Source organism: Thermoflavifilum thermophilum (assembly GCF_900116565.1).
Classification (GTDB): domain Bacteria; phylum Bacteroidota; class Bacteroidia; order Chitinophagales; family Chitinophagaceae; genus Thermoflavifilum; species Thermoflavifilum thermophilum.
The window spans coordinates 1473083-1499044 of the sequence record NZ_FPCJ01000001.1 but is presented as its reverse complement, the minus strand read 5'-3'; the positions used below and the strand labels follow the sequence as shown (position 1 = coordinate 1499044).

The window sequence follows — 25962 nt, the reverse complement described above, 5'->3', positions numbered from 1 at the left end:
TTGTCGTCATGTAAGAATCCTGTTTGTAAAACAGGATATCTTATTTTTGTTCAAAGCATGATCAGATTTGCGGAAAAACGAAACATACCGGGTGGGACTGATTGGCTATGGCAGCTGGGCAACAGCTATTGCAAAAGTGCTAACAGAAAATGATTTCCGGATTTACTGGTGGTTCCGAAAAGAAGAAGATATTGCTTTTATTCAGCAACATCACCATCATCCCCGCTATCTGCCAGCCATTCATTTCAATATCCATAAGTTGAAGCTTACCACCCGATTGCATGATGTGGTGGAAAAAAATGACTGGATTGTAATTGCAGTACCTTCCGCATTTGCAGAACCCTTGCTGGAACAAATACCTGCTTCCGCCTGGCAAAACAAAGCCGTGGTTTCGGGCATCAAAGGGATATTGCCTGGCACCAATCAGCTGCTGAACGATTACCTGGCAACCAAAGCCCAATTTCCTGCAGAACAATATTTTGCTATTACCGGGCCATGCCATGCTGAAGAGGTGGCGAGTGAAAAACTTTCCTACATCACCATCAGCGGCCGGGATATAGAAAGGGCTCAGCGTATTGCCTCACGCTTCCGCACAGCTTATCTGAAAACCATGGTCAATGACGATTTATGGGGAGCCCAATATGCCGCTACATTGAAGAACATTTATGCCATTGGTGCCGGTATTGCACATGGATTGGGATATGGTGATAATTTTCTTGCTGTTTATGTAGCCAACTGCGCGCATGAAATGGATGCATTCAACAAGGCACTGTGTGAACAGCAACAGCATCTCTATCGTTCACGGAATGCCTTTGCCAGCGCATACCTGGGCGACCTGCTGGTTACCTGTTATTCTCAATATAGCCGCAACCGAACCCTGGGTACTATGATTGGCAAAGGTTATTCCGTGAAATCAGCCCAGCTGGAACTTGGTATGGTTGCCGAAGGTTACTACGCTAGCAAATGCATTCATGAACTTAATCAACATTATCAGTTTCCCATACCCATTGCGGAACAGATTTATCAGATTTTGTGGGAACATCAGCTTCCCGAAAAAGCCATTTCTCAGATGGCTCAAACTTTTATCTGAGTTTCTTCGTCCGTCATAAACAGCGAAGCGGCAATACGATCAGCAAAAAGTCGGCCTTCCCTGCTGAGCACATAATGTGTATCCTGGCAAACAACATGATGGCTCAGGATCCACGGCTGAATCTGTTGCTGAAAATATTGTACATAGCTGGATCCGAACATAGTTTCCATTTCCTTCACATGCACGCCTTCCTGGGTGCGTAAACGCAGCATCACATATTCGTTGTATTGCATGGCGATGGTCAGGCATTCTTCTTCATAAGGCAGTTGTTGCTGTTGAATGGATTGAATATACTTCCTATTATGTGCTATATTCCAGCGCCGGTAGGGAGGTTGATAACTATGTGCCGATGGACCAATGCCCAAATAAGGTACTCCCTGCCAGTATAGACTGTTATGCCGGGAACGAAATCCGGGCTTGGCAAAACTGGAAATCTCATACGCTTCATATCCCGCTGATTCCAGAATATCCAGCAGCATCAAATATTGACGGGCTACTTGTTCATCATCCACCTGCGGAAATTTTTGCTTGCTAATCAAATGATCGAGTGCTGTTCGGGGTTCTATGGTCAATGCATAACACGACAGATGCGGTATCTGCAGGGCAAGCAATTGCTTTATTTCATCCACCCAATAGGCATCTGTTAATCCCGGAATGCCATAAATCAGATCCGTTGAAATGTTTTCAAATCCTGCATCCAGAGCCAATTGTATGCTTGCAGTTGCTTGCTTTGCATCATGGCTGCGATGAAGTGCACGCAACAAATCGTTGGATAACGTCTGTACGCCTATGCTTAAACGATTGATACCGGCCTGTTTCCATAATCTTAGTTTATCAGAAGTCATATCATCCGGATTGGCTTCCAGAGTGATTTCGGCCTGCGGATCTATATCATAATTCGCATAAATGGTTTCCAGCAATGCATGCAAATGTTTTTCCGACAATAAGGAGGGTGTGCCCCCGCCAAAATACAGGGATTCAAAATGATGTTTGTTCCATGCAGATGCGTGCATGCGTATTTCCATCTGCATAGCCTGCACCATTTCATCCATGGCAGCAAGAGATGTACTGAAATGAAAATTGCAGTAATAACAAGCCTGCCGGCAAAAAGGAATATGCAAATAAAAACCTGCCATGCCCATTCCTTCTGTTTACGAAGATAAAAACAAGCCTTTCATGCTTTGCAGGACAATGCGTTTATGCGGATATATCATAACCCATTTATCAGCCCAACACCAGTGTTGAATGATTGAAAAGTTCGATTCAAGGATGTTGCTGATGAGATAGAAATTTCCAGATAGCCGGATCCTCGGCACCCAATACCCAGGCCGAGATGCCGCGCAGCCGATATTTCCTGGCCAGTTCCCATCTGGCTTCAAAAGCTCGGGCATCTTCAACAAACAACCAGTCAAACACGCCTCCATTTTCCCAGTAAGCCATGCTTTCTTTCTGATCCTCGAGCCATTGCGGATGCAATTGAAAACGCTGTACCAGATCCTGTACTGCTGCATAGCTGATTTCATCGCGCGTACTGCGGGACCCGTGCACCGGATCTCCTACGGGATACCAGTAATCTGAATACAAAGGCACACCCAACGAAAATTTTTCAGCGGGAATACCCAGGCTCAATACATACTGAATGATGCGTTCCATCCACGGATAACCTGCAACCGGCCCGGGTGGCGTTAATGCGGTATGTTGATCATAAGTCATGATGGATACGAAATCACTTATTGCTGCTATTGCCGGCAGATCGAAAGCACCAGACCAGTTTTCATACATATATCGTTCATACGAAGGATGTGCATTCATGGGTGTGGATTGCTCCGCTTTCACAATTGCACATGAAATTGAAAGGTTATGGGCATGAAGGCTGTCGGCCGTCTGTTGGTAAAATGAGGTATAAGCCTCGCGATCGGCAAGGGAAACATTTTCCAGATCAAATTGCCATCCGGCAAAACCAAATTGTTCAGCATACTGCAACATCAGGCGGATGGCTTCCAGTCGGGATTCCGGCCGGTTCAGCAATTCATGAATAGCATGCTGATCAAAAGAAGCAAATAGAGGAATCACACGAATATGTTTTTGCCGCGCCATATTCAAGATGCGCATATCCATTTCCCCGTATATTACGCCCAGGCTATCAATCTGATATACATCCGGACATACAACAGATATTTGATCGGCATGTTGAAAAAACGCTTGTTTGCTTTCCAGTGAATTGACCAGATAAAACAATCGTTCGCCCTGAAACGTCTGGGCAGAACTGGCATGGCAAAGCATGCAAGCAAGGCATACAGAAAAAACAATATTAAACCTCATGTTTACTTACATTCATCCGTAGCTAAGATACCATCCTTTTTCAGGAAAGCATGGAGGCTTGTATGATTTCAATGCGGTTCGGCCCGCAACATGTTTACGAGATATACCAGCGGAGCATTCCAGTTAATGGCAATTTCATTACAGGCATAAGCGCAGCTATCATCTACATAAGCCGCATCGGCTGCATGGGTGGGATAGCCATTGCAATGATCCTGCATGCCGGGGTTGGGGCCGCCTACCAGCAAGCCGGGAACAGGCTCGCGCACTCCATCCGCTATGGATGGTCTGTGATGCGGGTGCATGGGTGAGCGCGTACCAAAGCCGGTTACAAAACAATAGCCCGTGGCATTGCGCCCCAGCAGGTAATCCAGATTGCTGGCTGCAGCCTGCCGGTATGCCGGGTTGTGGGTTAATCTCCAGGCATACAGCATCACCATACCCTGATTGGCAGCCACGGCATTGCTGCCCCATACAAAATCGGATCGCCGGCCGCCCATCACCGTTGCAAAAGCAGCAAAGGGATGACGCAACAAGCTATCGGCCAGATGTAGGAATTGCTGCTGCAAACGGACATAAAAATTCGCATACTTGCCAGCATGCAAACGCTGAAACCTGAACAGGCTGAAATAAGCTAGTGTACGCACATCCGACCAGGTGGGCACGGTGGGTTGCAGATCAGCCAGGGCATACATGCGGGATTTGTAACGTTCATCTCCGGTTGTCAGCCAGAGCTCAGTAGCCGCCCAGCACCATTCATCGGTCAAATGTCGGTCGCCATAGGCGCCGGTTGTAATGGACGGATGAAAATGCTGGTTAAGCTGCTCCTGGTCATAGATCAGATCCGGATGCTGCAAAGCCCACTGCCAGGCTGTTTCGGCCGCATGCAAACAGCTGTCGGCCAGTCCCGGTAACCGGAGTTTAAAGGCCTGCAAGATGCGCGAAGCCTGCGCCATGACGGCTGCAAAGTCGAGCGTAGCAGCCGTGCTTTTGTGCACCACAAACCGGGGTGAATGATCGGCTGAAGGCATTTCAAATCCATCAAATTCGGCCGAAGTGAGTTTATGATAGACACCTCCATCTTGCGGATCCTGCATAGCCAGCATCCAGCGCAGGTTCCAGAGGATTTCATTTAAAATATCCGGTATCCCATTTCCGGTTTCGGGAATATGAGTAACAAGTGTATCCCAGTAACGGGGCATATCTTCATAAGCATCCATCAATGTGGCCATGGTGATGCCGCTGTTCACGATGTACTTGTTGTAATCACCGGCATCATACCATCCACCCGGAGCCGCTATGGTGTTCCCTACGGGCCTCCCCGCAGAAGCCGCCGAAGGATGGATGTACACCACTGTATCGGGATGGCCCGCTGCCCGTGCCCATTTCTCGGCATATTCAGGCAAAAGCGGCTCTGAACATCTCAAAAAATAATAGGCTTTTAATACCGCTGTTCCCAATTGTGCATAGGGATCTTTTGCCACCACAAAGGGCGCGGAACATCTGCCTGTGGAAAGACAAAGCCTGTATTTGCCAGCCCGATGAAAGCTGCTGAAATCAATGATTGCACAGGATTTGCCGGTGTAAATATCTGTTGCAAGCGGCCCGGAAGTTCCCTCCCAGAGCGTATCCTCCCCTTCAGCAGGAATCAGAAAAGCATGCACAGGTGATGATTTCCCCGAAACAGGTAATACCACAACAGCTATTTTCTTACCCTGCAATTCATATCCAACCTGATTGGTGCATATCAATGGCTGTAAGGTATCGGGCAGGGCTGAAGCAAAACCTGCTTGGAAAAAAACAAGCCCATACAAGGCAATAAATAACAGCATTTTGCTGGCGCAAGATTTCTTTATCATCTCTTACGTTTTATCCATGCCGGGCGGGAATCTGCAAAAAAACAACGGCTCTTGCAGGAAGCATCACCTGAATGTTGGGCGATGCGGTGGCACTGTAAGGAAGTATCTGATTGTAATTGACAGGTCCTCCTGATACGCCGGTCGGGCCATAGCCGTTGATATATACTTTTCGGGAAAATTCACCATTGTCATTGCCGCCGGTACAAGTAAACCAATAATACCGGTTAGCAGGAGCAAAATGATTGAGCAGCACCTGTACGGTTTGTGGCGTATTCCCGGTATTGATGAGCACCAATCCGGCTGCTGGCCCCTGTGCAAATGAAGAGGCATAACACAGCACATCGGGGCTACCCTGCACGGTGGAAGCCACCATGCGATCACCAAAACAGCGCTGAAAAAGCATCAGGTAATAAAATGCCGGGCGGGGATTCCATTTCGGAGCGCCGGGTTCATCACCGATATTGAATAAACCCATATCATTCCCATTGTCCCAACCGTTGGCCAGATCCCATCTGCTGGCCTCTCCAAACTGGTTTTTGATCAGTTCACCCAACACAATGGCCGCCTCTAAGCCAGCAATGTTAGATACCATTTGCATAGAACCCGTGGCAAATATGTTCCATTCGGTAAGGGCAACCGGTTTGGGTGCAACTCCATACTGGCTAAATTGCTGATTCAGATAGCGCATGATGCGACCCGGCACGGAAAGGCCACTGTCTATGATTTCAGCTGCTGAGGAATTTTTCTGATAGGGTGTAAAATAATCATGTACGATGAAGAAATCGGCGTTCTGCCCGGCTGTAGTCAACACGCCAGCATTCCAACCTTTATCGGTTTCCGTTTGCCAGGAAGCTGGAGGCGCATCCAGCAATTGGGCACCGATGTATATGGTGGCGCCTATCTCACGGGCTGCAGCCCGCATGGAATCGGCGAAGATGTTAAAATGCTGTCCATACAGCTGACCGGTGATGATAGCCGGCTGGCCATCCTGATTGGTGGCCGGATCAATTTGATAACTGGCTTCCCAGGTGCCATTGCTTTCATTGCCAATTTCCCAGAACCGGGTTCGGCCATGGTCATAACGTACCCAGTCGGCCGCCAGATGAGCGGCAGTTTGCACCGGATGAGGCCCCGTACCATAGCGGGCATACGCGTAATTGACGGTGAGAATGCCTTCATTGTGGGTTTGCTGCAACATTTGATAGTAATGATCAATGGATAAAGTCCAGCTCTGGGTATTCATGCCAAACCAATATCCGGCGGCCACTTTGTGACCACTCCCATCATACAGGCTGTCAGGCACATCGGGCGGAGGTGCAGACGACTGGTTCCAGAAATACACATCGCTGATGCTGCCGCCCGGCCCGCGAATGATATGCGGAGCCAGATCGGTGATATATTGCAGCAATACCGGTTCGTTGACCATCTGTCCCATCCAGGTATTGGCATTGTTGCCAAATACATAAGGAGATACTTTCGTGATCACCTGATTCATATCGACTTGAACCGTTACCGTGGCATTTCCTGCAGGAGCTGCCGTGTCACGGTATTGGGCAGGTACTACAAAGGTTTTGGGCTGCCAGTTGTTCAGAAACCAGCCTATGGTTGCGGCTACGGGCGGATCCACAGGTTGATAAACCGTATCAAGGGAAGTGCCTCCATTGTTGCCGCCTCCGGAGTTATTTCCGGGAGCAGGTGAGGATGATTTTTTGCAGGAAAAATATAAGACTGTGAAAACAAGGCTCGCAAATAATATCATCCAAACATTTGTCCGTTTCATGGTTACGATTTATAGAAGCATGAAATACTTGGTTTTGTATCGGCGGATGGATTTGTTTTGAGAAATATGCTCATGCTCAAGACCCTTTTGCATATCATGTGATTATATTCTATTATTTCCATGCATGCTTTTTATTGCATAAATGTGTAAATGATATCAAGCACCTGATACACAGTAAACCAGCGGGTTTATTTTTTAAAAATGAGACAATCTCTCAAAAAGATGGATGCGATATAATGGATATGATTGGCTGTTCATACAAACGGAATCACTTACTCATTTGTTACGCTAAGCAGGTAAAAATTTACCCGTTTGCTGCCCACCCCTGGCCAAGCCAGAGGTGAGCGAAACAAACAGGGTAGATGCACAGACAAAAAGATTTTATTTAACCTTTACAATTCGCACATTATCAAAAGCTGCATCGAAACCGGAAAGCGGTGTGCTGCTATCGTTGTACAGCATCAATTGCACGGCGGCTCCGGGGTTGCCGCCGGTTAAGCCACTCACCGTAGCCGGACTGTTTCCATTTCCATCTTTGATGTTGCTGAGGGGAATGCTAACGGTTATCCAGCCCGAGGTTTGAAAGGTTTTGCTGTCGGTTTGCTGCCAGGGCGCCCAGGTAGCCCAATAACTGAAATTCCCATTGATCACAATATGAATGGATCCGTTGCTCCAGGAATTTTTCACAAACACCTGAAATTTCAAAGCATAATTTGCGGGAGGATCACCAATGTTTACGTTTGTCCAGTTGGATGCAGCAATCATCACAGCCCGGTTATCGGTCCACCAGGAGCCATCGCCGGCAGGTATGGGGTTAGAAGGTTTGACTTCAATATAATTTCCCCAGTTGCCAGGGAATGCCGTGGCGTCGTTGCTGATGATACCACCCCACCATTGCCAGCCGAAATGCGGATCACCATATTCAAAATTGGCGATCATGCCCGTGGTATTGTAGAAAGCATATTTTCCAACACCACCCAGGGTGACCACGGCAAGAGAATCGGTAGCCGAAGTATCGGTGGTACTGAGGGTGTTGGGCACTACCACCTGCAACCAGCTTCCATCCTGCGGTCCGGTATACCCACTGGTTACACGCGCTCCGCCTGGAAAATCCACTTCCTGTACGGTGTACAGATAAGAACCCGTGAGGGTGATGGTATCGCCAGGTTGCGGAAATTCATTGCTCACAGCTGTGATGACCGGTGGTGGGGGAACGATGGGAATGGTATAGCTTGCCACACCATGGTTGGTAATTACTTTAACCTGATTCATATCTTGTTGTGCCACGCTATCAAAAATGATGTCGGGCACTGTTACAATGATATTTTCATTGGTCGTGAAATTGATATTGAAGCTGGCCGGAACACCGTCAAATGAAATCTGTTCGACGGTTTCCAGGTTTTTTCCCTGAATCACCACCAGTTGTCCGGGCTTCACCACTGTTAAGGTGCTATCTACATTTGAGCGATTCAGTGAACGCAAACCCGTAATAACCGGAGCAGCGGTTTCATTTTTCTTGCAAGCCTGCATGCCCATCATCAAGCCTAAGAGCAAACCGATGAAGGCTACCCCTGCATATTTTGTATGGTGAGCAACTATATGGCGTATCATAATCGTACATTTTTCAGGTGATTAATAATTGGGTAGTTTGCTGAAATCAAAAGGTACCGGCGGATCGTTCAGGCTCGGTGCATTGATGAGCTCCTGCTCGGGATAAGGCAAATACACCGTACTCGCATCAAATGAATAATGCGCCGGCGAATACGTCACGTTATATTGCCGGGGATTGCTGGTACCTGAAATATATTGTATCGTATAGGAGCCCCTATCCTGATTGGCGACATAAGCCATAGCTTTTTGCGGAGCGAAATAATACCAGCGCAGGATATCATACCAGGCCTCACCTTCCATGATGGTTTCAGCCCGTTTTTCCTGAAAGATATCATCGAATGTAATCACAGATTTGGGCGACAAACCTGCACGTTGGCGTACCGCATTGAAATATTTCAATGCCTCGGGATCGGAAGTGGAAGCATTATTGCCCAGGATGGCTTCCGCATAAATTAAATACACTTCGGCCAATCGGAGCATGTAAGTATTAATATAAGCCGCCATGAATGCACCATTGCCATTATTGTCTTTGGGTGAGCCAATCACATATTTTTTGATGTTCGAAATGCTGGTGACGGTGTAATGAAGGCCTCCATTGTCGGTTTCCAGGTCTGGATAATAATCACCATCAAACATGCAGGTGGCTTTGCGACGCAGGGAATCTTCGGGATGAGCCATGTAATAGCGCACTACGTCGGCCGATACACCCTGTGCTGCTCCCCAGCCATCGCCGGTTTCGGTGAGCTTGGGTTCAAAAGCCACATAGGCCTGGAATGAGTTGTTGACACCCCAGGGCTGGCTGAATGGCATCCATTCCAGCGAAAACAGGCTTTCAGGGTTGTTGTGTGCACTGTTGTTATTGGCACTGACAAACAGGCCATAATAGCTGGGGAAGAGCGTCATACCGCTGTTGTGAATCACATCGCCAGCCAGGATTTTTGCACTGTCCAGGTAGGTTTGATTCCGGTTACCTTCCGTGCGGCCATATCCGGCCAGGGTTAAATACATTTTGGCCAGCATGCCCTCGGCCGACCATTTGGTGATGCGCCCCTGGCCTGCTGCCTGATAAGGCAGGTACTTAACAGCATATTGAAAATCGCGGATGATGAATTGCCATACGCTTTCAATGGTGTTGCGGTGCACGCTGTCGTTGAGCTGGGCAAGGTTATCGTAAATAATGGGCACGGCGCCCCAGTTGCTCACCAGATAATAATAAGCCAGTCCCCGCATAAAATGACATTCACCCAGGGCCTCGTTACGAACTGCCTCTGATATATTGCCCTTGCTGTTATAAACGTTTTGCATGATCAAATTGCTCTGGGAAATGATTTTGTAAAACGATTTATAACCTGGCAACAGGGTACTCTGATCGGTGGCCGATACGGCAAACTGGATATAAGGTGTACGGTCATTCGACTGCAGGTTGCCGCCACGGGCCTCTCCAAAGGCCAGGAAGGCTTTGTCATTGTAGTCAAACCATACGATATTGTACAAAGCCGTTGTGGCGGCCAGTACTTCGTCGTCGTTGTTGTAAAAATTACCCGTGGTTAGCTGGTCAATCGGGGGCCGGTCCAAAAAACTTTTTTTGCAGCTGGCGCTCAGCACAGCTATCAGGATGATGCTCGAAAGCAGATGAAATATCTTTTTCATGTTTGGAATATTTTCAGGTGAAACCATTAAAAATCAGCTGTCAGGCTCACGGAATACATGCGCACGGAGGGGTAGCGCCCGGTATCCACACCCACCATCAGGGTTCCGCCATAGTTTACCATGCCCACTTCGGGGTCATACCCTTTGTAACCCGTGATGGTAAGCAGGTTTTGCACACTCACGGAAGCCCGCAACCCGGTCATGTACAAATGGGAAATCCATTTCTTAGGGAAGTTATACGATAAGGTTACATTCTTTACCCGGAGGTAAGAACCGTTTTCCACAAACCAGTTGCTCATGCGGTTATTCCCATTGGGATCACCGGGAGCTACACGGGGAATGTTATATCCTGGATTCAGCAGATACACCGAATTGCTATCAGCGGCGCTGTAGCTGCTGGGGCGGGCAAAATGGGCTACTTCTGCCAGATAGTTGCCATACACACCGCTGTTGCCGGGAATACTCAACAAATACCGGGGATAGTCGAGGATATCGTTCCCCACCGATCCCTGCATGAAAATATTCAGGTCAAAATTTTTGTAAGAAAAGCTATTGTTGAATCCGAAGGTGAATTTGGGCCAGGGGTTGCCAATGATGATCCGGTCGTTCTGGTCAATATATCCATCGCCGTTGATATCCTTGAATTTGATATCGCCGGGCCAGCTGCCTGTTGCAGGATTGATGGTGAGCTGACGGTTAGAGGTCTGAATGGCATGCGTAGCAATATCTTTGTAATCTTGAAACAGCCCTTCGGCAATGTATCCCGTAATCATGCTGGCGGGTTGGCCTACTTTGGAAATGAATTCCACTTGAGTAGCGGCCCAAACCGGATTGATGGTATTCATCAAGGATGTGATTTTATTCCGGTCGAGGGAAAAAGTCAGTCCGGTTCGCCAGCTGAAATCACGTTGATCGATGTTGACGGAGTTTACAGTCAGGTCGATACCCTTGTTCTCCATACTTCCGGCATTCACGGTAGGCCACTGGATATAGCCGGGAGAATAGGCGATATCGCCTCCGAGTGTAAAGGGATAAGTATTCACCGTAATCAGGTTGGTGCTTTTCTTGATATAGGCATCGGCCACGACTTCCAACCGGCTGTTGAACATATACAGATCGAAGCCGGCATTGAGGGTTTTATCCGTTTCCCATTTCAGGTTGGGATTGGGGAATTTCACGAGCAAAAATCCATTGCCCCAGGGAGTGGGAACAGCCTGCAGGGCAGCATATACGCCTCCGCCGCCGGCATTCCCCGATTCACCCCATTCCAGCCTGAGCTTCAGGTCGTTGATGGCACGCAGCGACTGCATGAAAGGTTCTTTGGAAATCCGCCAGGCCACCGAAACGGAAGGGAAGTAACCCCAACGGTAGTTGGGACCAAAATTGGAATTGCCATCGGCGCGATAGGTTGCCTGCAAAATGTATTTGTCGTTGTACATGTAGTTGATCCGGCCAAAATAGGATTCCTGCGCTCCGGAAGCCTTGTTACTGTTGTTGCTGATGTTGGACAGGGTACTGGCATCGCCGGCCGACAGTTCCTGGACATCGTTGGTGAGAAAGTTTTTCCGCGAACCGGATAGGGATTCATAGGTCCAGCTCTGCGCTTCATGAGCTGCCATCAGCGTAATATCGTGTTTACCTAATGCCAGATGATATTGCAGCCGGTTGTTTACTCCCCACCAATAGTTGTTGGTAGCCGTGCGGGTGGAAGTAGCATTGTCCTGGGTAACAATAAATCCGCCTGCCTGATATCCGGGATGGAAAGAGTAGTAATTGTAGTATTCGATACTGGTGTTGAATTCGTTGTGGAAGGTAAGGCCCTTGGCCAGATTCAGATCGGCATATACGCCGCCAATAATGGCCGCCCGTTTGTTGTAATCATTATAAATGCTGGCCAGCATCACGGGATTCGTAAACTGGAATTGGGTGCTGGTTGGGCCACCCCAGCTACCGTCAGGATTCTTCACCGGTACGCTCGGGTTCTGCTGCAGGGCCAACATAATGATGCCCCCATTGGTGGTGTTAACCCGCTCTTTGGTATAAGCCACATTCATGTGGGTGCCCACTTTCAGCCACTTGGTGGTTTGGTTATCCAGGTTCAGGCGCAGGGTGTAACGGGTAAAGCCCGAACCGGGGGCGATGCCTTGCTGATCAAAGTATTCACCAGACAGGTAATGCGTAGTTCGTTCGGTTCCTCCGCTGATGGAAAACTGGTGTTTTTGCAGCAGGGTGCGCCGATACAGGGCATTTTGCCAGTCAGTACCGGGTCCCAGGATGGAAGGATCGTAGAACTCGGGCTGGGTGGGCAACCCTCCGGCGCTATCCATCGCATTCCGGAACGAAGCATACTGCGGCAAGCTCATCACCGGAATGTGTTTAGGCTTATCCTGCACGGTAAACAGGGTGCTTACGGAAATTTTTGACTGGCCGGCCCTGCCCGATTTGGTGGTGATAATCACCACGCCGTTTCCGCCGGCAGCCCCATAAATAGCCGTAGCCGATGGCCCTTCCAGAATATTGATCGATTCAATATCATCTGGATTGATGGTAGAAAGCAGGTTGGAAAAACCCGTGGGATGGTTGTAAGGATCGTCGGCCGGATTTCCAGGCCTGATCTGCACCCCATCAATCACGTAGAGGGGCTGAGCATTTTGGGTGAGGGTAGCCAGTCCGCGAATAATCACGGATGGAGCTGCACCGGGCTGTCCGCTGGGCGAGGATACATACACCCCTGCTGCTCTTCCTTGCAAGGCCTGATCGAATGTGGTGTTGATGGTACGATCAATTTCGTCACTGCTCACGGTAACCTGCGAGCTGCTCAAGTCGCTTTTCTTCATTTGCCCATAACCCACAACCACCACTTGATCAAGCTGACTAAAACTTTTTGTGAGACGCACGGCCAGGCTGCTTTGCCCGGTTAAAACAACCTGCCGGGGGCTGTATCCGAGAAAAGTAAACAACAGGGTATCACCCGGGCTGGCGTGAATTACAAATTGACCCTGGGCATCACTGATCGTTCCTACGACCGTTCCTTTAACCCGAATCGTAACACCCGCCAGGGGCTCACCATTCTCCGCATCTCTGACCTGTCCGCTTATCTGATGAGCTGCCTGCTGGGCAGAAACAGGAAAGAAAAATCCCCCCAGCAACAAAAGGCCTATAGCCATGGCAAGCATGGGTATGGCAAAGGCAGGACTCCGAAATCGACCTACCTGCAAGGGGTTGTTGTGTAAATCGTACATCTGGTGTGGCATAACAAGGCGTTTTTAAGTGAAAAAATGGTGATTGATTATGAGGATGCTGATTGAGGTAAATGGAAGTTTCGGGGCATTTGTAGTTGGATGGCCCGACCGTCATACTCCACGAGTTGATCACCTTCATGTCCATACAGGTCAAACTTCCAGGTATGCGCCTGGTTTATCCATCGGATGATAAACACCCGCTTTTGCAACATCCCGGCAAAACTGCCTTCCCGCTGCCCGATGGTGAGGCGCTGGTGCTGATCATCATAGCGGATGGGAATCAGGCTGTAAGCTCCCTTCTCATAAGCATAGCTTCTCCCATCGTCTTCATACAGGGTAAATTGTGCATCCGCACCGGTATATACCTGCAACACAATTGTGTCGGCAGGCTTTTGATCGGTGTATTCCACTGCCGGTCCCAGAGGCAGAATGCTTCCTGCTTTCACAAATACCGGAATATGGTCGTAGGGAGCCCCGGCCTGGATGGTCTGGCCTCCTGTAAAGTATTTGCCGCTATAGAGGTCATACCAACCCGTATGTGCCGGCAGATACACATTTCGGCTTCTTGCCTGATAGGTATAAACCGGGTTGACCAGCAACGCCGGGCCAAACAGATATGCATCCGTGAGCTCACAGGCGGTGGAATCATCCGGAAAATCCATTGCCAATCCCCGCATCAGGGTGGAATGATGCAAATACACTTCTCCTGCAAGGGAATAGATGTAAGGTAACAGACGATAGCGGAGCCTGTCGGTAAACAAAATGGCGTTGTATGTGTCTGTGCCTGGAGCAGCGATAGTAAAGATTTCCCGATAAGGGGCCTGCCCATGCGCCCGGAACAGCGGACAGAAGGCACCAAACTGATACCATCGGGTCATGAGTTCCTGCCATTCGTGCTGAGCCGCAGTATCAGGGTGCTGGAAACGACTTTCAGTTGCAAATCCGCCAATATCCATGGTCCAATAGGGAATGCCCGACATGGAAAAGCTGACACCGGTGGCTATCTGATTTTTCATATCGGCCCAGGTAGCTCCAATATCTCCGCTCCAGGTGGCTGCTGCATAGCGCTGACTTCCACCCCAGGCCGAACGGGTTAGGATGAAAACCCGCTGATCGGGCGCCACCTGCCGTTGACCTTCGTAAAAGGCCTGTTCATTTACCAATGGATAAGCATTGAATACCTCATCCGCCGGACCGGCAGCCGTCGGGTTCATCAAAGCTTTCCGCTTGCCGATGGTAGCATTGGACAAAATATCGGGTTCGGAAGCATCGAGCCACCAGGCATCCACGCCCAGTTTAAACAACCGTTCATCTACCAGATTCCAGAATGCCTTGCGTACCCGGCCATTGAAAGCATCATAAAAGGTAGAAACATATCCTACCCAATCTTTTTGCTGATCCCAGATATTCTGCCGGTACAGCCACCCGCTGTCCCAAAACGACCGGAAAGTACTGGCTGTTTCATAAAATTTCGGCCATACCGAAATCATAAAATGCACATGATACCGGTTGTGAAGCGTGTCGATCATACCCCGTGGATCGGGATAACGCGCCGGATCGAATTGCTGGCTGCCCCACTGATCTTTTTTCCAATAAAACCAGTCTTGCACAATATTATCCAGCGGCACATGCTGCTGGCGGAAGCGCGCCACCATGTCTAGGATTTCCTGCTGCGAGGCATAGTGTTCCCGGCTTTGCCAGAAACCATAGGCCCACCGGGGAAACAAAGGAGCGCTACCGGTGAGATACCGATATCCGGTGATGAGGCTATCCGGGTTGGCTCCGTACACAAAATAATAGTCAATATTCCGGGCAGCTTCGGAAGCAAAGCGTAGCCGCTGCCGCTCGGCTTCAGAAATGGGGCGATGCCATTTGACGGAGAAAAACGACTCACTGCCATCGGGACGCCATTGAATCTTAATAGGATATGCTTCACCGGCCCTCATGTGCACTGGCATCAGCACAGAGGCCGGGTTCCAGCTTTGGCGCCACCGGTCAACCAGTAGCTTTCCATTCCACCACACCTTCAGATATCCCCCAACGGTAAACAAAAATGTATGCTCGCCGGTATAGGGTGAACGAATGGTTCCCTCCCAGGTAACCTGGGCATAGGGGTTCAGGGTAAACGCAGGGGGTAAATGTTTCAGATCGGGTAGGTAAGTATAGGCAATATGATTTTCCTGCCGGACGATAGGATCGCCCGTGCGACGGAAATCCTGCTCATAAGTGGCTGTCAGCGCACCCGGCTGCCCATCCGCATTGCGCAACTCCAGGCCATTCAGTTCACTGTAGCCGGTACAGGCTTCGGGTGAAAACAGGCTGATACCGTTGTTGTCCCAGAGCAAACCGCTATGATGGGTATTCCAGGCGAAGGGGACAAAGGCTTCGGTATTATGCTGTGCCAGCTCAATGATTTGTCCCTTGATATTTGTCAAACCCAGCTGGTTTTCTCCCAGGCCATACCAGGCATCCCGGGCTGTATCCACAAAAACCTGGCTTACCTGATAAAGCGGCTTCCCGCCAACAGTTACCGGTTTGAATTGCCGGCCTGTATAGGCTTTTTCTTCCAGCAACAACTGACCTTCGGCATCTAAGAATCGGATCTGATCCTTATCCGTATGAATCTGTACCTGCAGGGAATCTGTGGAAAAAATAACCAGAGGCGGGCGTGCCTGCACCTGACAGCGAAATGCAGCCGACGGCTGTGACACCACCATCAGGGAAGGAAAAACATCGAGCGTATCTTCAGTCGAAGCCTGCACATGGATAATGGTAGGAGAAACTGCTTCTACACGTATAACGCGTGTGGTAAAACGGGAATCTTGCAAATGAATTTCCACGCCATGAGTAAGCGGGTAGTAGGTCATACCCGATGTGCCCTGTTGCTGGGCACAGCTGCTCAGGGCAAAACCCATTACCCACATAAATGTCCATACCAAGGAGTACCTGTTCCGGCTGTGCATCTGTTAACTTTTGCCAGGCCAAAAATAGCTGCACAGCCACGGAAAGCCGGGACTCATTTCGTTACAAACAGGCTATGATTTGTTTCGACCCGGGGTATGATTTGTCTTTATTCACGGTATCATTTGATTTCCGGTGGGGGTGCTTTCAGACAGCGGTGCGGGTTGTGTGCGCATTTGTTGCTGATATTCAGAAGGAAGGATATGAAAGGCTTCCTTAAAATAACGGGTAAAATATTTGGGATTGTTGAATCCTACACTATACGCCACTTCAGCCACCGTCATCCGGGAATGGGCAAGCAGTTGCCTGGCGCGTTCCAGCCGAATTCTGCGAATAAACTCCAGCGGAGATTTTCCGGTCAGGGCTACAATTTTCTTGTACAAAGCGGCCCGGCTCATGTAGAGTTCCTGGCTGAATTTTGCAACTGAAAACTCGGGATCCTGCAAATATTTTTCAACCACTTTTCGGGCCCTGTCGAGGAACTCTTCATCTTCTGCGGGAAGTTGGACCATGGGTGGGGTGAGATCCACGGCTGGCGGGTGAAGTTTCTGCAAGCGACGCTTTTCCCGCAACAAATTGCGAATACGAGTTTGGAGGATTTCGAAATTAAATGGTTTTACCAGATAATCATTGGCGCCGGCTTCCAGGCCTTCAATTTGCTGTTCATCACCTGCTCGAGCGGTGAGTAGAATCAGGGGAATGGCTGCAGTCCTTGGATCGGCCTTTAGCTTTTTGGCCAGTGCAATGCCATCCATACCCGGCATCATCACATCACTGACAATCAAGGCAGGCTGCTCATGCAAAGCTGTTTCCCAGGCAGTCTGGCCATCGGCCGCCTCCAGAATGCGGTAGTGCAGCTGCAGGTTATCTTTCAGGTAAAACCGGAAATCTTCATTGTCTTCCACAAGCAAAATCGCAGGTTTATGCCCGCCGGATGGCGATTCGGAGGTTGCGGCAGGCAATTTCGGAGCGGGGACATGGGTAATCTGCCAACCTGCAGATGCAGCTTCCGCCGGAACTGATCGCACGGGCAGCCATACATCAAACCGGGATCCCTGCCCCGGTGTACTGCTTACCGTGATTTCCCCTCCATGCATCCGCACAAATTCCCGGGTAATGGACAGACCTATACCACTGCCTTGATTCATGATTTCCGGGGGCGCATCGTGCTGAAAAAAACGTTCGAAAATATAAGGCTGCTTTTCTTCAGGTATGCCAATGCCCGAGTCAATCACGCTCAGCAGAAAATAAGGCCGTTCATTTCCTGTTTCATCGGCACGCATCCTGTGTTCCATCCGAAGGGCTACGGTGCCTCCTGCAGGTGTAAATTTAAATGCATTGGATAGCAGGTTGAATACAATCCGCTCTAACTTATCGGCATCAAAAGCCATCAGAAGCGAGGAAAGATTGGTTTCTATGGTAAAGGCAATTTGTTTTCGATCGGCAATATCCATAAATGACATAGCAAGCTCCCGCACATAGGCCACCACATCGCCCTCGGAAAGATGCAGCGGAATGGATTGGGTCTCCAGTTTACGGAAATCAAGCAGCTGGTTGACCAGCAACATCAGCCGGCGGGCATTCCGGTAAATGAGGTGGAGTTGTTTTTGCAGCTCCGGGTAGGCATCCTGCTTGAGCAAACGTTCTAAAGGCGTTAAAATCAACGTTAAGGGTGTACGGAATTCGTGGCTTACATTGGTGAAAAAGCGAATCTTCATCATGTCCAGCTCATGCATGCGTTGGGCTTCCAGCTGTTGCTGCTGCAGCTGAAAATGCATGCGAGCCCGGTCCAGCAGTATTTTCCGGGCCAGCCAAAGACATCCGATCACAAAGGCAGCATACAGGAAATAGGCCCAGGGTGTGCGCCAGAATGGAGGTAAAATGGTAATCTCGAGGGTAGTACCCCGGGTATCCCATACACCATCATTGTTGGCTGCTATCACATGCAACACATAATGTCCGGGATTCAGATTGGTGTAAACCGCTTTGCGCTGGCTGCCGTTGGTATAAATCCAGTCTTGATTGAATCCTTCCAGTTTGTAAGCATACATGTTCCGGATGGAAGGGCTATAGCCCAGAGCTGCAAATTCAATGGAAAAATCATTGGCATTATAGGGCAATACCAGCGATCGCGTCTGGGTAAGGGCCTGTTTTAAAATCACATGACCCTTGATTTTTTCCCCCACTCCCACATCGTGGTTGAAGATCTGCAGATTGGTTAACACAATTGGCGGCGTTTCATGGCTGATCTGAATATGTGCCGGATCAAACAGGTTAAATCCATTGGGACCTCCGAAAGCCAGCAGGCCTTCCCGCAGGCGATAAGCCGCTTTTTCATTGAACTCCCGGCCCTGCAGGCCATCAAGTTCATCAAAGTTGCGGAAATGAAACTGCCATTTGCCTGCCTGGCGGCTAACCTGCAGGTTGCACAGGCCATTGGGCGTACCCATCCAGAGCTGATGGGAAGGATCTTCGAGGATGGTGAGAATGGCATTATCCGGCAACCCGTCTTTCTGATAAAAATGCCGGATATGCCCGGTGTGTGGGTCCAGCAAATTCAATCCTTCACGAGTGCCAATCCACATCCAACCTCTGCTGTCTTCACACAGGGCAATGACATTATCATTGCTCAGAGATAAGGGGTTCCCTTCCTGATAACCATAATGAGCCAGAATGCGACCGTTGTCAGGATCCATCACATCTACTCCCCCGGCCGTACCAATCCACAACCGCCCTTGCCGATCCTGCAGCAGCACGGAAATATATTTCATGGCCGTTGAAGCCGGATCGCTGAGGGGATAGTGAATGAAATGCCCGGTTCGTACATCCAGCCGATCCAGGCCCTGCCCCAGGGTACCGATCCAGAGCCGCCCCTGGCGATCCTGGAGAATATCCCACACCTTGTCGCCTGCAAGCGAATAGGGATCCCCATCCCGATGCCGGTAATGCACAAAACGATGCCCGTCAAAACAATCCAACCCGCCGTAGTAGGTGCCGATCCACAGTTTGCCCTGCTGATCGAGACACAAACTCACAATCACATTGTTGGAAAGTGAATGGGGATCATGGGGGCGATGGATATACTGCCGGAAGAGATTTTGCTTCCGGTCAAAATAAATCAACCCACCTCCGTTGGAACCGATCCATAAATTTCCTTTGGCATCTTCCACAAATCGATTTACATCATCATAGCCCAGTTCGGCCGGATGGGCAAACCAATGCTTATATAATGGAAACCGATCAAATCGTTCGTTGTAATAACAGAATCCCTTTTTGTACGTGCCCACCCAGATGATACACGATGAGTCGCGGAACAAAGCATATACGCTGTTCTGGCTCAGGCTCTTGTCGTCGTCCGGCTGATTGAGTATGTAGCTGATTTCGTAACCGGGTAAATGGATGATGTTGATTCCGCCATGATCGGTGCCTATCCAGATATTGCCCTTTCGGTCCTGGATAATGCCATACACAATGTCATTGTTTAACGGATAGCGGGGATTGCTTTTGCTGAAATGGATGAATTGCCGGTTGACTGGTTGGTAGTAAAATACACCGGCTGCATCCTGGGTGAGATATGCCCAGAGACCTCCCGAGCGATCCACAAACAGTCCGTAATTTCCGGGATGAGGAGCTGTCCCGGAAAATATATCGAGATGACGGGTTAACTGCAGGGTCTGGGCATTCACCTGCCCGATGCGTCCCTGCCAGTCAATGACCCAGATATTGCCCGCCCAATCCATTGCCATGCTGGTAATGCTATCGCTTAAAAAGCCCGATTGTGCCTGTTTTTTACCCCACACCAACCTGCTTTTGTGTGATTGCGAATCATAGCAATACAAGTTCCCCTCGGCAGGGGCATAAGCCGGATCATATAAAAACCAATAACGGCGCTGCTGATCCCTGACAATCTGGCTTATCGTGCCCGCCGGCAGCCCCAATTCATGCAGGTATTGTAAATAATCTCTGCGAAAGCGTTCGGTGCGCGGATCGTAAATATCTGCTCCGTTTCGTGTATTGATCCATAGCCTCTGATCAGGCAGCGGATAAATATTGGTGATGTAATTGTCGCTCAGGGAAGTGGTATCATTTACCTGATGCCGAAATACGGTGAAATGATAACCATCGTAACGATTTAAGCCCGACATGGTGCCAATCCACATAAAACCCTGATCATCCTTCCAGAAACAATTCACCTGGTTATGCGACAAACCTGCATCCATATCCACGCGGGAAAAGGACAACCGGGTCAATTGCGCGGGAGCAGCGAAACTACCGCCGAGGAGCACACAGCACAGCCCTATCCTGAACAGCAACATACGAGGCATAAGAGAAAAAGATTGCATGTTTTTCAAAACATGTTTTTCAAAATAGTAAGTTAATCAAAATCCTGTGAACCCAACAACGGGTTTGCCTATCTTTGACGATATGCAAATCGGTTTTCATGGCGCTGCCCGCACGGTTACGGGCAGCAAACATCTGATCACGCTCAAATCAGGCCGCCGCATTTTGCTGGACTGCGGCATGTATCAGGGCATGGGTGCCAGAGCCCGGCAACTGAATCAGGAATGGGGCTTTGATCCTTCATCTGTGGATGTACTTGTACTGAGCCATGCTCATATCGACCATTCGGGGCTTATTCCTAAACTGGTTCACGAAGGCTTCCACGGGCCGGTGTATTGCACCTCTCCCACCCGCAAGCTCACCGAGCTCCTGCTGCTTGACAGTGCTCATATCCAGCAAGAAGAGGCCGATTTTGAATATCGCAAAATCAGGCATTTTTCCCAAACCTCTGCCGATGAAAACAAACCCCTGTACACCGTTCCTGATGTAGCTCCGGCTATGGCCCTGTTCCATGAATTGCCCTATGATGAATGGCATCCCATTACGGAGGAAGCAGAACTCCTGTTTACCGATGCCGGGCATATCCTGGGCAGTGCCTGTGTGCATCTCCGCATCCGGGAAAACAATCAGACCTTTCATATCACCTTTTCCGGCGACGTGGGACGTTACCGCGATGTGATACTTCGTTCTCCAGCCACCTTTCCCCAGGCCGATTATGTGATTATGGAATCCACCTACGGCAACAGCCTGCATGAACCTGCCAGCGAGTCGGCCGACCTGCTGTTACATTGGATTCACCATACCTGTATCGAGAAAAAGGGTAAGCTAATCATCGCGGCTTTCAGCCTCGGGCGCACGCAGGAAATCCTTTATTACCTGAACCAACTGGAGCTGGAACGCCGACTGCCAGCGCTTACTTACTACCTGGACAGCCCGCTCAGCATCGAACTTACCGAAATTATCAAACAATACCCCGAATACTTTAACCCGCGTGTACAAAAACTTTTGCAACAGGATAACGACCCTTTTCTGTTTAATGGGTTGAAATATGTCAAAGAAGTGTCCGACTCGAAACTGCTGAACTTTGTGCGTGAGCCCTGTGTGATTATCAGCGCCAGCGGCATGGCCGATGCCGGACGTATCAAACACCATATCAGCAACAATATTGAAAATTCACGTAATACGATTTTGTTTACCGGCTATTGTGAACCCGAATCGCTAGGCGGCCGCTTACTGACCTATCCGAAAGAAGTACATATTTTCGGTGTGCCCCACGAAGTGCACGCCGAGATCGCGCAGTTGAAATCGATGAGTGCCCATGGCGATTATGAAGACCTGCTGCAATGGCTGGGCTGCCAGGATCCCCGACAGGTACGCCAGCTGTTTTTGGTGCACGGGGAATATGAGGTACAGCTGGCCTTCCAGCAGCGTTTGCAGCAAAAAGGCTTTCCCGAAGTGATTATTCCCGACCTGCACCAGTCTTTTTACCTGAGTCTATAAAAACTGCCTTGCATGCGCTTGCACAAAAGATGGATGCTGATAGGTATTTTCTGGTTTCGCATAGCTGCCGGACAATCTATATCCTGGCCCATGCTGCCTTTCCTGAAACAAGATAGCGTCAATCCCATCCTTCGGCCTGACAGTGCAAAAGAATGGAAAGATCCCATAAGCCGGCAGCCGGTCCGCTGGATGATGCATAATGTACTGAATCCTGCGGCCATCGTGCACGGAGGGCAAATCTGGCTGCTGTTCCGCGCCCAGGATGCATCGCCACTGGCTCCCACAGGCACTTCGCGCATCGGACTGGCTTCTTCTTCAGACGGACTGCATTTTCACATCCTTCCCGAACCCGTATTGTTTCCGGATACCGACTCCATGCACCCTTATGAATGGCCGGGTGGAATTGAAGACCCGCGGATTGTGGAACGTGAAGACGGGTTGTATGTAATGACCTATACAGCCTATGACGGCCACACCGCCCGGTTGTGCATCGCCACCTCCCGCGATCTCATCCATTGGAAAAAACAGGGACTGGCTTTTCCCCTTCAGCCCAGCCGCTGGTCAAAATCAGGTGCCATCATCACAGAATTGAAAAACGGAAAGTTAATCGCCAAAAAAATCAACGGACAATACTGGATGTACTGGGGCGACACCCATATTTTCATAGCTACATCTCCGGATCTGCTGCACTGGCACATGATGCAGGACAGCACCGGACAACCGTTGCAGCTGATGGGCCCCCGGCCTTATCATTTCGATAGTCGGCTTGTAGAGCCCGGCCCTCCGCCGATATGGACGCCCCAGGGCATCTGCTTTGTGTACAATGGAATGAATGCCCCAGACCAGCAGCGGGATCCCCGGCTACCACCCAACGCCTATGGTGTGGGACAGGCATGGATAGATCCGAATAACCCTACTCGCGTCGTCCACAGGCTATCTGCTCCTTTCCTGATTCCGGAAAAAAGTTATGAACGAATGGGACAGGTGAATCTGGTTTGTTTTGCAGAAGGATGGGTTTGGTTTTCTGGTAAATGGTATTTGTATTATGGCACGGCCGATTCGCGCATAGCCGTAGCCGTTTACTCTCCTGGCAGCGGAGCGGTGGACGCTTCGGAATGAAACCAGTTCCATATCAGCCGGGCTCTGGAGGGGCCAACTTCCCGACGCAGTTCGTCCTCACTCAGTTCCCGGATTCGCTTCACCGAGCGAAACTTCATAAGCAACTGATCAGCCGTGCGCTTTCCAATACCCGGAATGGCTTCCAGCTCGTTTTTAAACGTACCCTTGCTGCGGATCTGCCGGTGAAACTGAATCCCAAACCGATGCACCTCGTCCCGGATATACCGGATGAGCCGCAGGCTTTCGCTGTGGTAAGGCAACTTCAGGCTCTCCTTATCGCCCGGAAAGAAAATTTCCTCTTCTTGTTTGGCCAGCCCCACCACGGTCAGCTTTCCCCGGAGGCCCAAAGCCTCTATGCTTTCCAGCGCAGCATTCAGCTGGCCTTTGCCTCCATCAATGATTACCAGCTGAGGCAAAGGCTTGGCCTCGTCAAGCAGCCGCTTATAACGCCGGTACACAATTTCCCGCATCGAGGCAAAATCATCAATGCCCTGCACGGTTTTTACGTGAAAGTGCCGGTAATCCTGCTTGCTGGGCTTGCCATCCTTGAAAACCACACAGGCAGCCACCGGATAACTCCCCTGAAAATTGGAATTGTCGAAGCATTCAATATGGCGGGGAAGGTCGGGCAGCTGCAGATCTTCCTGCAGCTGGCGCAGCACCTCCATTTCATGTCCTTCGTCCTTGCGATCAAGCAACAACCTTCTTTTCTGTTCTTGCTCTTCCCGGTAAAAATGGGCATTCTTCAAGGAAAGGTCCAGCAATTTCTTCTTATCCCCCGATCGGGGCACCGTCACCTTCACCTGCGGATCCGGAAAGGCGATATGAAACGGCACAATTAACTCCGGAGCCTGACTCCGGAATGTCTCCCTCAAATGCACTATGATCCGCACCAGTAGATCGGCTGCCTCTTCTTCCACCTTGGCTTCCACCATCAGGCTCTTGCTGTCCATCACCAGGCCTTTCAGCACCCGGAGGTAATTCACATACAGATATTGTTGATCCTGAACCACCGAAAACACATCCACATCACCCACACGGGGATTTACAATGGCAGAGCGGGCCTGATAGGCTTGCAGGTCCTCGATTTTCCTTTTCCAGATTTCGGCCTGTTCAAATTCCAGCCGGGCCGCATGAGCCTGCATCTGCGCTTTGAATTCAGCAATCACCGGCGCCAGGTTACCCCGCAGGATATTCCTCACCTGTTCAATACCCCGCATGTAATCCTCCTCCGTCTGGAGTCCTTCGCAGGGCCCTTTGCAATTTCCCAGATGATATTCCAGGCAAACCCTGAATTTCTTACGCTCAATGTTCTGACGGGTCAGATGCAGGGAACAGTTACGCAACTGCACAACCGATCGGATGAAATTGAGCAATTCCCTGACTTTTCCTACCGAAGTAAAAGGACCCAGATATTCTGAACCATCATCAATCCGCCGACGGGTGAGAAATACCCGGGGGAAAGGTTCATGTTTAATGACAATGTATGGATAGGTTTTATCGTCCTTCAAGTTGATGTTAAAGCGCGGCTGGAATTCTTTGATCAGGTTGTTTTCCAGCAAAAAAGCATCTTGTTCTGAATTCACCACCGTCCATTCAATGTGCTGGATCAGCGATACCAGCCTGCGCGTCTTGTAAGCCGTTACTTGGCGAGTAAAATAGGAACTGATGCGTTTGTGCAGATCTTTTGCCTTACCCACGTAGAGCAATTCGTGGTTTGCACCATAATACCGGTACACTCCCGGCTGATGAGGAATGGTAGGTAGAATCGCCTTGAATTCTTCTGGTTTCACTGCACAGATCGTTTTAAACCAACCTGCTTGCCGACTGCATATCCCCCCATCTCAAGCTTGAGGGGCAAACAAAACCCGCACATATATGCGGCGGGGAGCAAAGAGTTGCATGTGCTCATAGGTGATGATCTCCACGCTTTTGCCGGCCTGATAAAGCAGTTGCTTGGAAGTATGATACAGAAAATTGTCGGTCATGCTTTTCACGTAAATGCTATGAATGGTGTGGGATGGATTTACCTGCAGGTAAATCTGATACGGTTTGGTTACAGCCCCCTGCGAAGTGTATATAATCGTGATTTTACCGGTCAAGCTGTCTTCAAAACTTTCAATCTGATACATACCCCGAAATGCCGGCCGGTCGATATCCATAGCCATAAAGGGCTGAAAAATCGCCATCAAATTCTGGCGGGTCACAGGCATCCAGGTGGTATCGGAATGCTGGTTCAGGCTCACCACCTTCATCAGGGAAATGCGACCGCTATCCTGCAGGAAACTATCAATCTGTTGTGTGAAATATTGCTTCAGGCTAAAATACTCCTGCTCAGGCCTGGCCTGCAAATTCCTATCTTGATGCGACCTGCAGCCCATAACTCCTGCCAGAAGCAGCCAACAAAAACCCCTGCAAAGGTTTTTCATCATTCAACAAAATTAGGTGGATTGCGGGTAGATAAAAAATAAGCCGGTGTAAACACACCGG

At 49.7% G+C, this 25962-nt stretch carries 14 protein-coding genes; 3 read left to right on the top strand and 11 right to left on the bottom strand.

Going from position 1 to position 25962, the window contains the following annotated elements; all coding sequences use genetic code 11:
• Positions 1-67: 67 nt before the first annotated feature.
• Complete coding sequence (locus BM367_RS06360) at positions 68-1090, top strand: NAD(P)H-dependent glycerol-3-phosphate dehydrogenase (protein WP_092459054.1); 1023 nt, start codon at positions 68-70, stop codon at positions 1088-1090.
• Here BM367_RS06360 and hemW read toward each other — a convergent pair.
• From hemW to BM367_RS06315, 9 genes are all read right to left on the bottom strand, one after another.
• Positions 1075-2226 carry a radical SAM family heme chaperone HemW gene (hemW, locus tag BM367_RS06355; protein WP_092460942.1) on the bottom strand — a complete coding sequence of 384 codons (1152 nt, stop codon included), beginning with the start codon at positions 2224-2226 and terminating at the stop codon, positions 1075-1077. The genes BM367_RS06360 and hemW overlap by 16 nt on opposite strands.
• 127 nt (positions 2227-2353) lie before the next feature.
• The gene (locus BM367_RS06350; RefSeq protein ID WP_222842578.1) at positions 2354-3373 is read right to left on the bottom strand and encodes a glycosyl hydrolase family 18 protein; all 1020 of its coding nucleotides are present in this window, start codon (positions 3371-3373) and stop codon (positions 2354-2356) included.
• Positions 3374-3480: 107 nt separating this feature from the next.
• Entirely contained in the window at positions 3481-5268 is a 1788-nt protein-coding gene (locus BM367_RS06345; RefSeq protein ID WP_222842577.1) for a glycoside hydrolase family 9 protein, read from the bottom strand.
• 10 nt (positions 5269-5278) lie between these two features.
• Positions 5279-7048, bottom strand: coding sequence for an alpha-L-arabinofuranosidase (locus BM367_RS06340; protein ID WP_092459050.1), 1770 nt, complete (start codon positions 7046-7048; stop codon positions 5279-5281).
• A gap of 381 nt (positions 7049-7429) precedes the next feature.
• Complete coding sequence (locus BM367_RS06335) at positions 7430-8659, bottom strand: glycan-binding surface protein (protein ID WP_143103972.1); 1230 nt, start codon at positions 8657-8659, stop codon at positions 7430-7432.
• A gap of 21 nt (positions 8660-8680) precedes the next feature.
• A complete protein-coding gene (locus BM367_RS06330; RefSeq protein ID WP_092460940.1) occupies positions 8681-10309 on the bottom strand; it encodes a RagB/SusD family nutrient uptake outer membrane protein in 1629 nt (542 codons plus the stop codon).
• A 26-nt stretch (positions 10310-10335) separates the two neighbouring features.
• Positions 10336-13563, bottom strand: coding sequence for a SusC/RagA family TonB-linked outer membrane protein (locus tag BM367_RS06325; protein ID WP_092459046.1), 3228 nt, complete (start codon positions 13561-13563; stop codon positions 10336-10338).
• A 35-nt stretch (positions 13564-13598) separates the two neighbouring features.
• Positions 13599-16490 carry a TIM-barrel domain-containing protein gene (locus BM367_RS06320; protein WP_177224132.1) on the bottom strand — a complete coding sequence of 964 codons (2892 nt, stop codon included), beginning with the start codon at positions 16488-16490 and terminating at the stop codon, positions 13599-13601.
• A 135-nt stretch (positions 16491-16625) separates the two neighbouring features.
• Positions 16626-20855, bottom strand: a complete 4230-nt coding sequence (locus tag BM367_RS06315) for a hybrid sensor histidine kinase/response regulator transcription factor (protein ID WP_245759919.1) — start codon at positions 20853-20855, stop codon at positions 16626-16628.
• 46 nt (positions 20856-20901) lie between these two features.
• Here BM367_RS06315 and BM367_RS06310 point away from each other — a divergent pair, with 46 nt between their 5' ends.
• Both BM367_RS06310 and BM367_RS06305 read left to right on the top strand, forming a co-directional pair.
• On the top strand, positions 20902-22353 hold the full coding sequence (locus tag BM367_RS06310; RefSeq protein WP_317039278.1) for an MBL fold metallo-hydrolase RNA specificity domain-containing protein: 1452 nt from the start codon (positions 20902-20904) through the stop codon (positions 22351-22353).
• Positions 22354-22365: 12 nt separating this feature from the next.
• Complete coding sequence (locus BM367_RS06305) at positions 22366-23472, top strand: glycoside hydrolase family 130 protein (protein WP_092459040.1); 1107 nt, start codon at positions 22366-22368, stop codon at positions 23470-23472.
• Here the strand turns inward: BM367_RS06305 and uvrC are convergent.
• The gene (uvrC, locus tag BM367_RS06300; RefSeq protein WP_092459038.1) at positions 23433-25265 is read right to left on the bottom strand and encodes an excinuclease ABC subunit UvrC; all 1833 of its coding nucleotides are present in this window, start codon (positions 25263-25265) and stop codon (positions 23433-23435) included. The genes BM367_RS06305 and uvrC overlap by 40 nt on opposite strands.
• A gap of 51 nt (positions 25266-25316) precedes the next feature.
• Positions 25317-25823, bottom strand: coding sequence for a hypothetical protein (locus BM367_RS06295; protein ID WP_143103971.1), 507 nt, complete (start codon positions 25821-25823; stop codon positions 25317-25319).
• Between the last annotated feature and the right edge of the window lie 139 nt (positions 25824-25962).

What these genes read in the sequence shown, in the direction of transcription:
- hemW (WP_092460942.1), bottom strand. Translation starts at nt 2,226, where the DNA reads ATGGCAGGTTTTTATTTGCATATTCCTTTTTGCCGGCAGGCTTGTTAT.
- BM367_RS06350 (WP_222842578.1), bottom strand. Translation starts at nt 3,373, where the DNA reads ATGCTTTGCCATGCCAGTTCTGCCCAGACGTTTCAGGGCGAACGATTG.
- BM367_RS06345 (WP_222842577.1), bottom strand. Translation starts at nt 5,268, where the DNA reads ATGATAAAGAAATCTTGCGCCAGCAAAATGCTGTTATTTATTGCCTTG.
- BM367_RS06340 (WP_092459050.1), bottom strand. Translation starts at nt 7,048, where the DNA reads ATGAAACGGACAAATGTTTGGATGATATTATTTGCGAGCCTTGTTTTC.
- BM367_RS06335 (WP_143103972.1), bottom strand. Translation starts at nt 8,659, where the DNA reads ATGATACGCCATATAGTTGCTCACCATACAAAATATGCAGGGGTAGCC.
- BM367_RS06330 (WP_092460940.1), bottom strand. Translation starts at nt 10,309, where the DNA reads ATGAAAAAGATATTTCATCTGCTTTCGAGCATCATCCTGATAGCTGTG.
- BM367_RS06325 (WP_092459046.1), bottom strand. Translation starts at nt 13,563, where the DNA reads ATGCCACACCAGATGTACGATTTACACAACAACCCCTTGCAGGTAGGT.
- BM367_RS06315 (WP_245759919.1), bottom strand. Translation starts at nt 20,855, where the DNA reads ATGCAATCTTTTTCTCTTATGCCTCGTATGTTGCTGTTCAGGATAGGG.
- BM367_RS06305 (WP_092459040.1), top strand. Translation starts at nt 22,366, where the DNA reads ATGCGCTTGCACAAAAGATGGATGCTGATAGGTATTTTCTGGTTTCGC.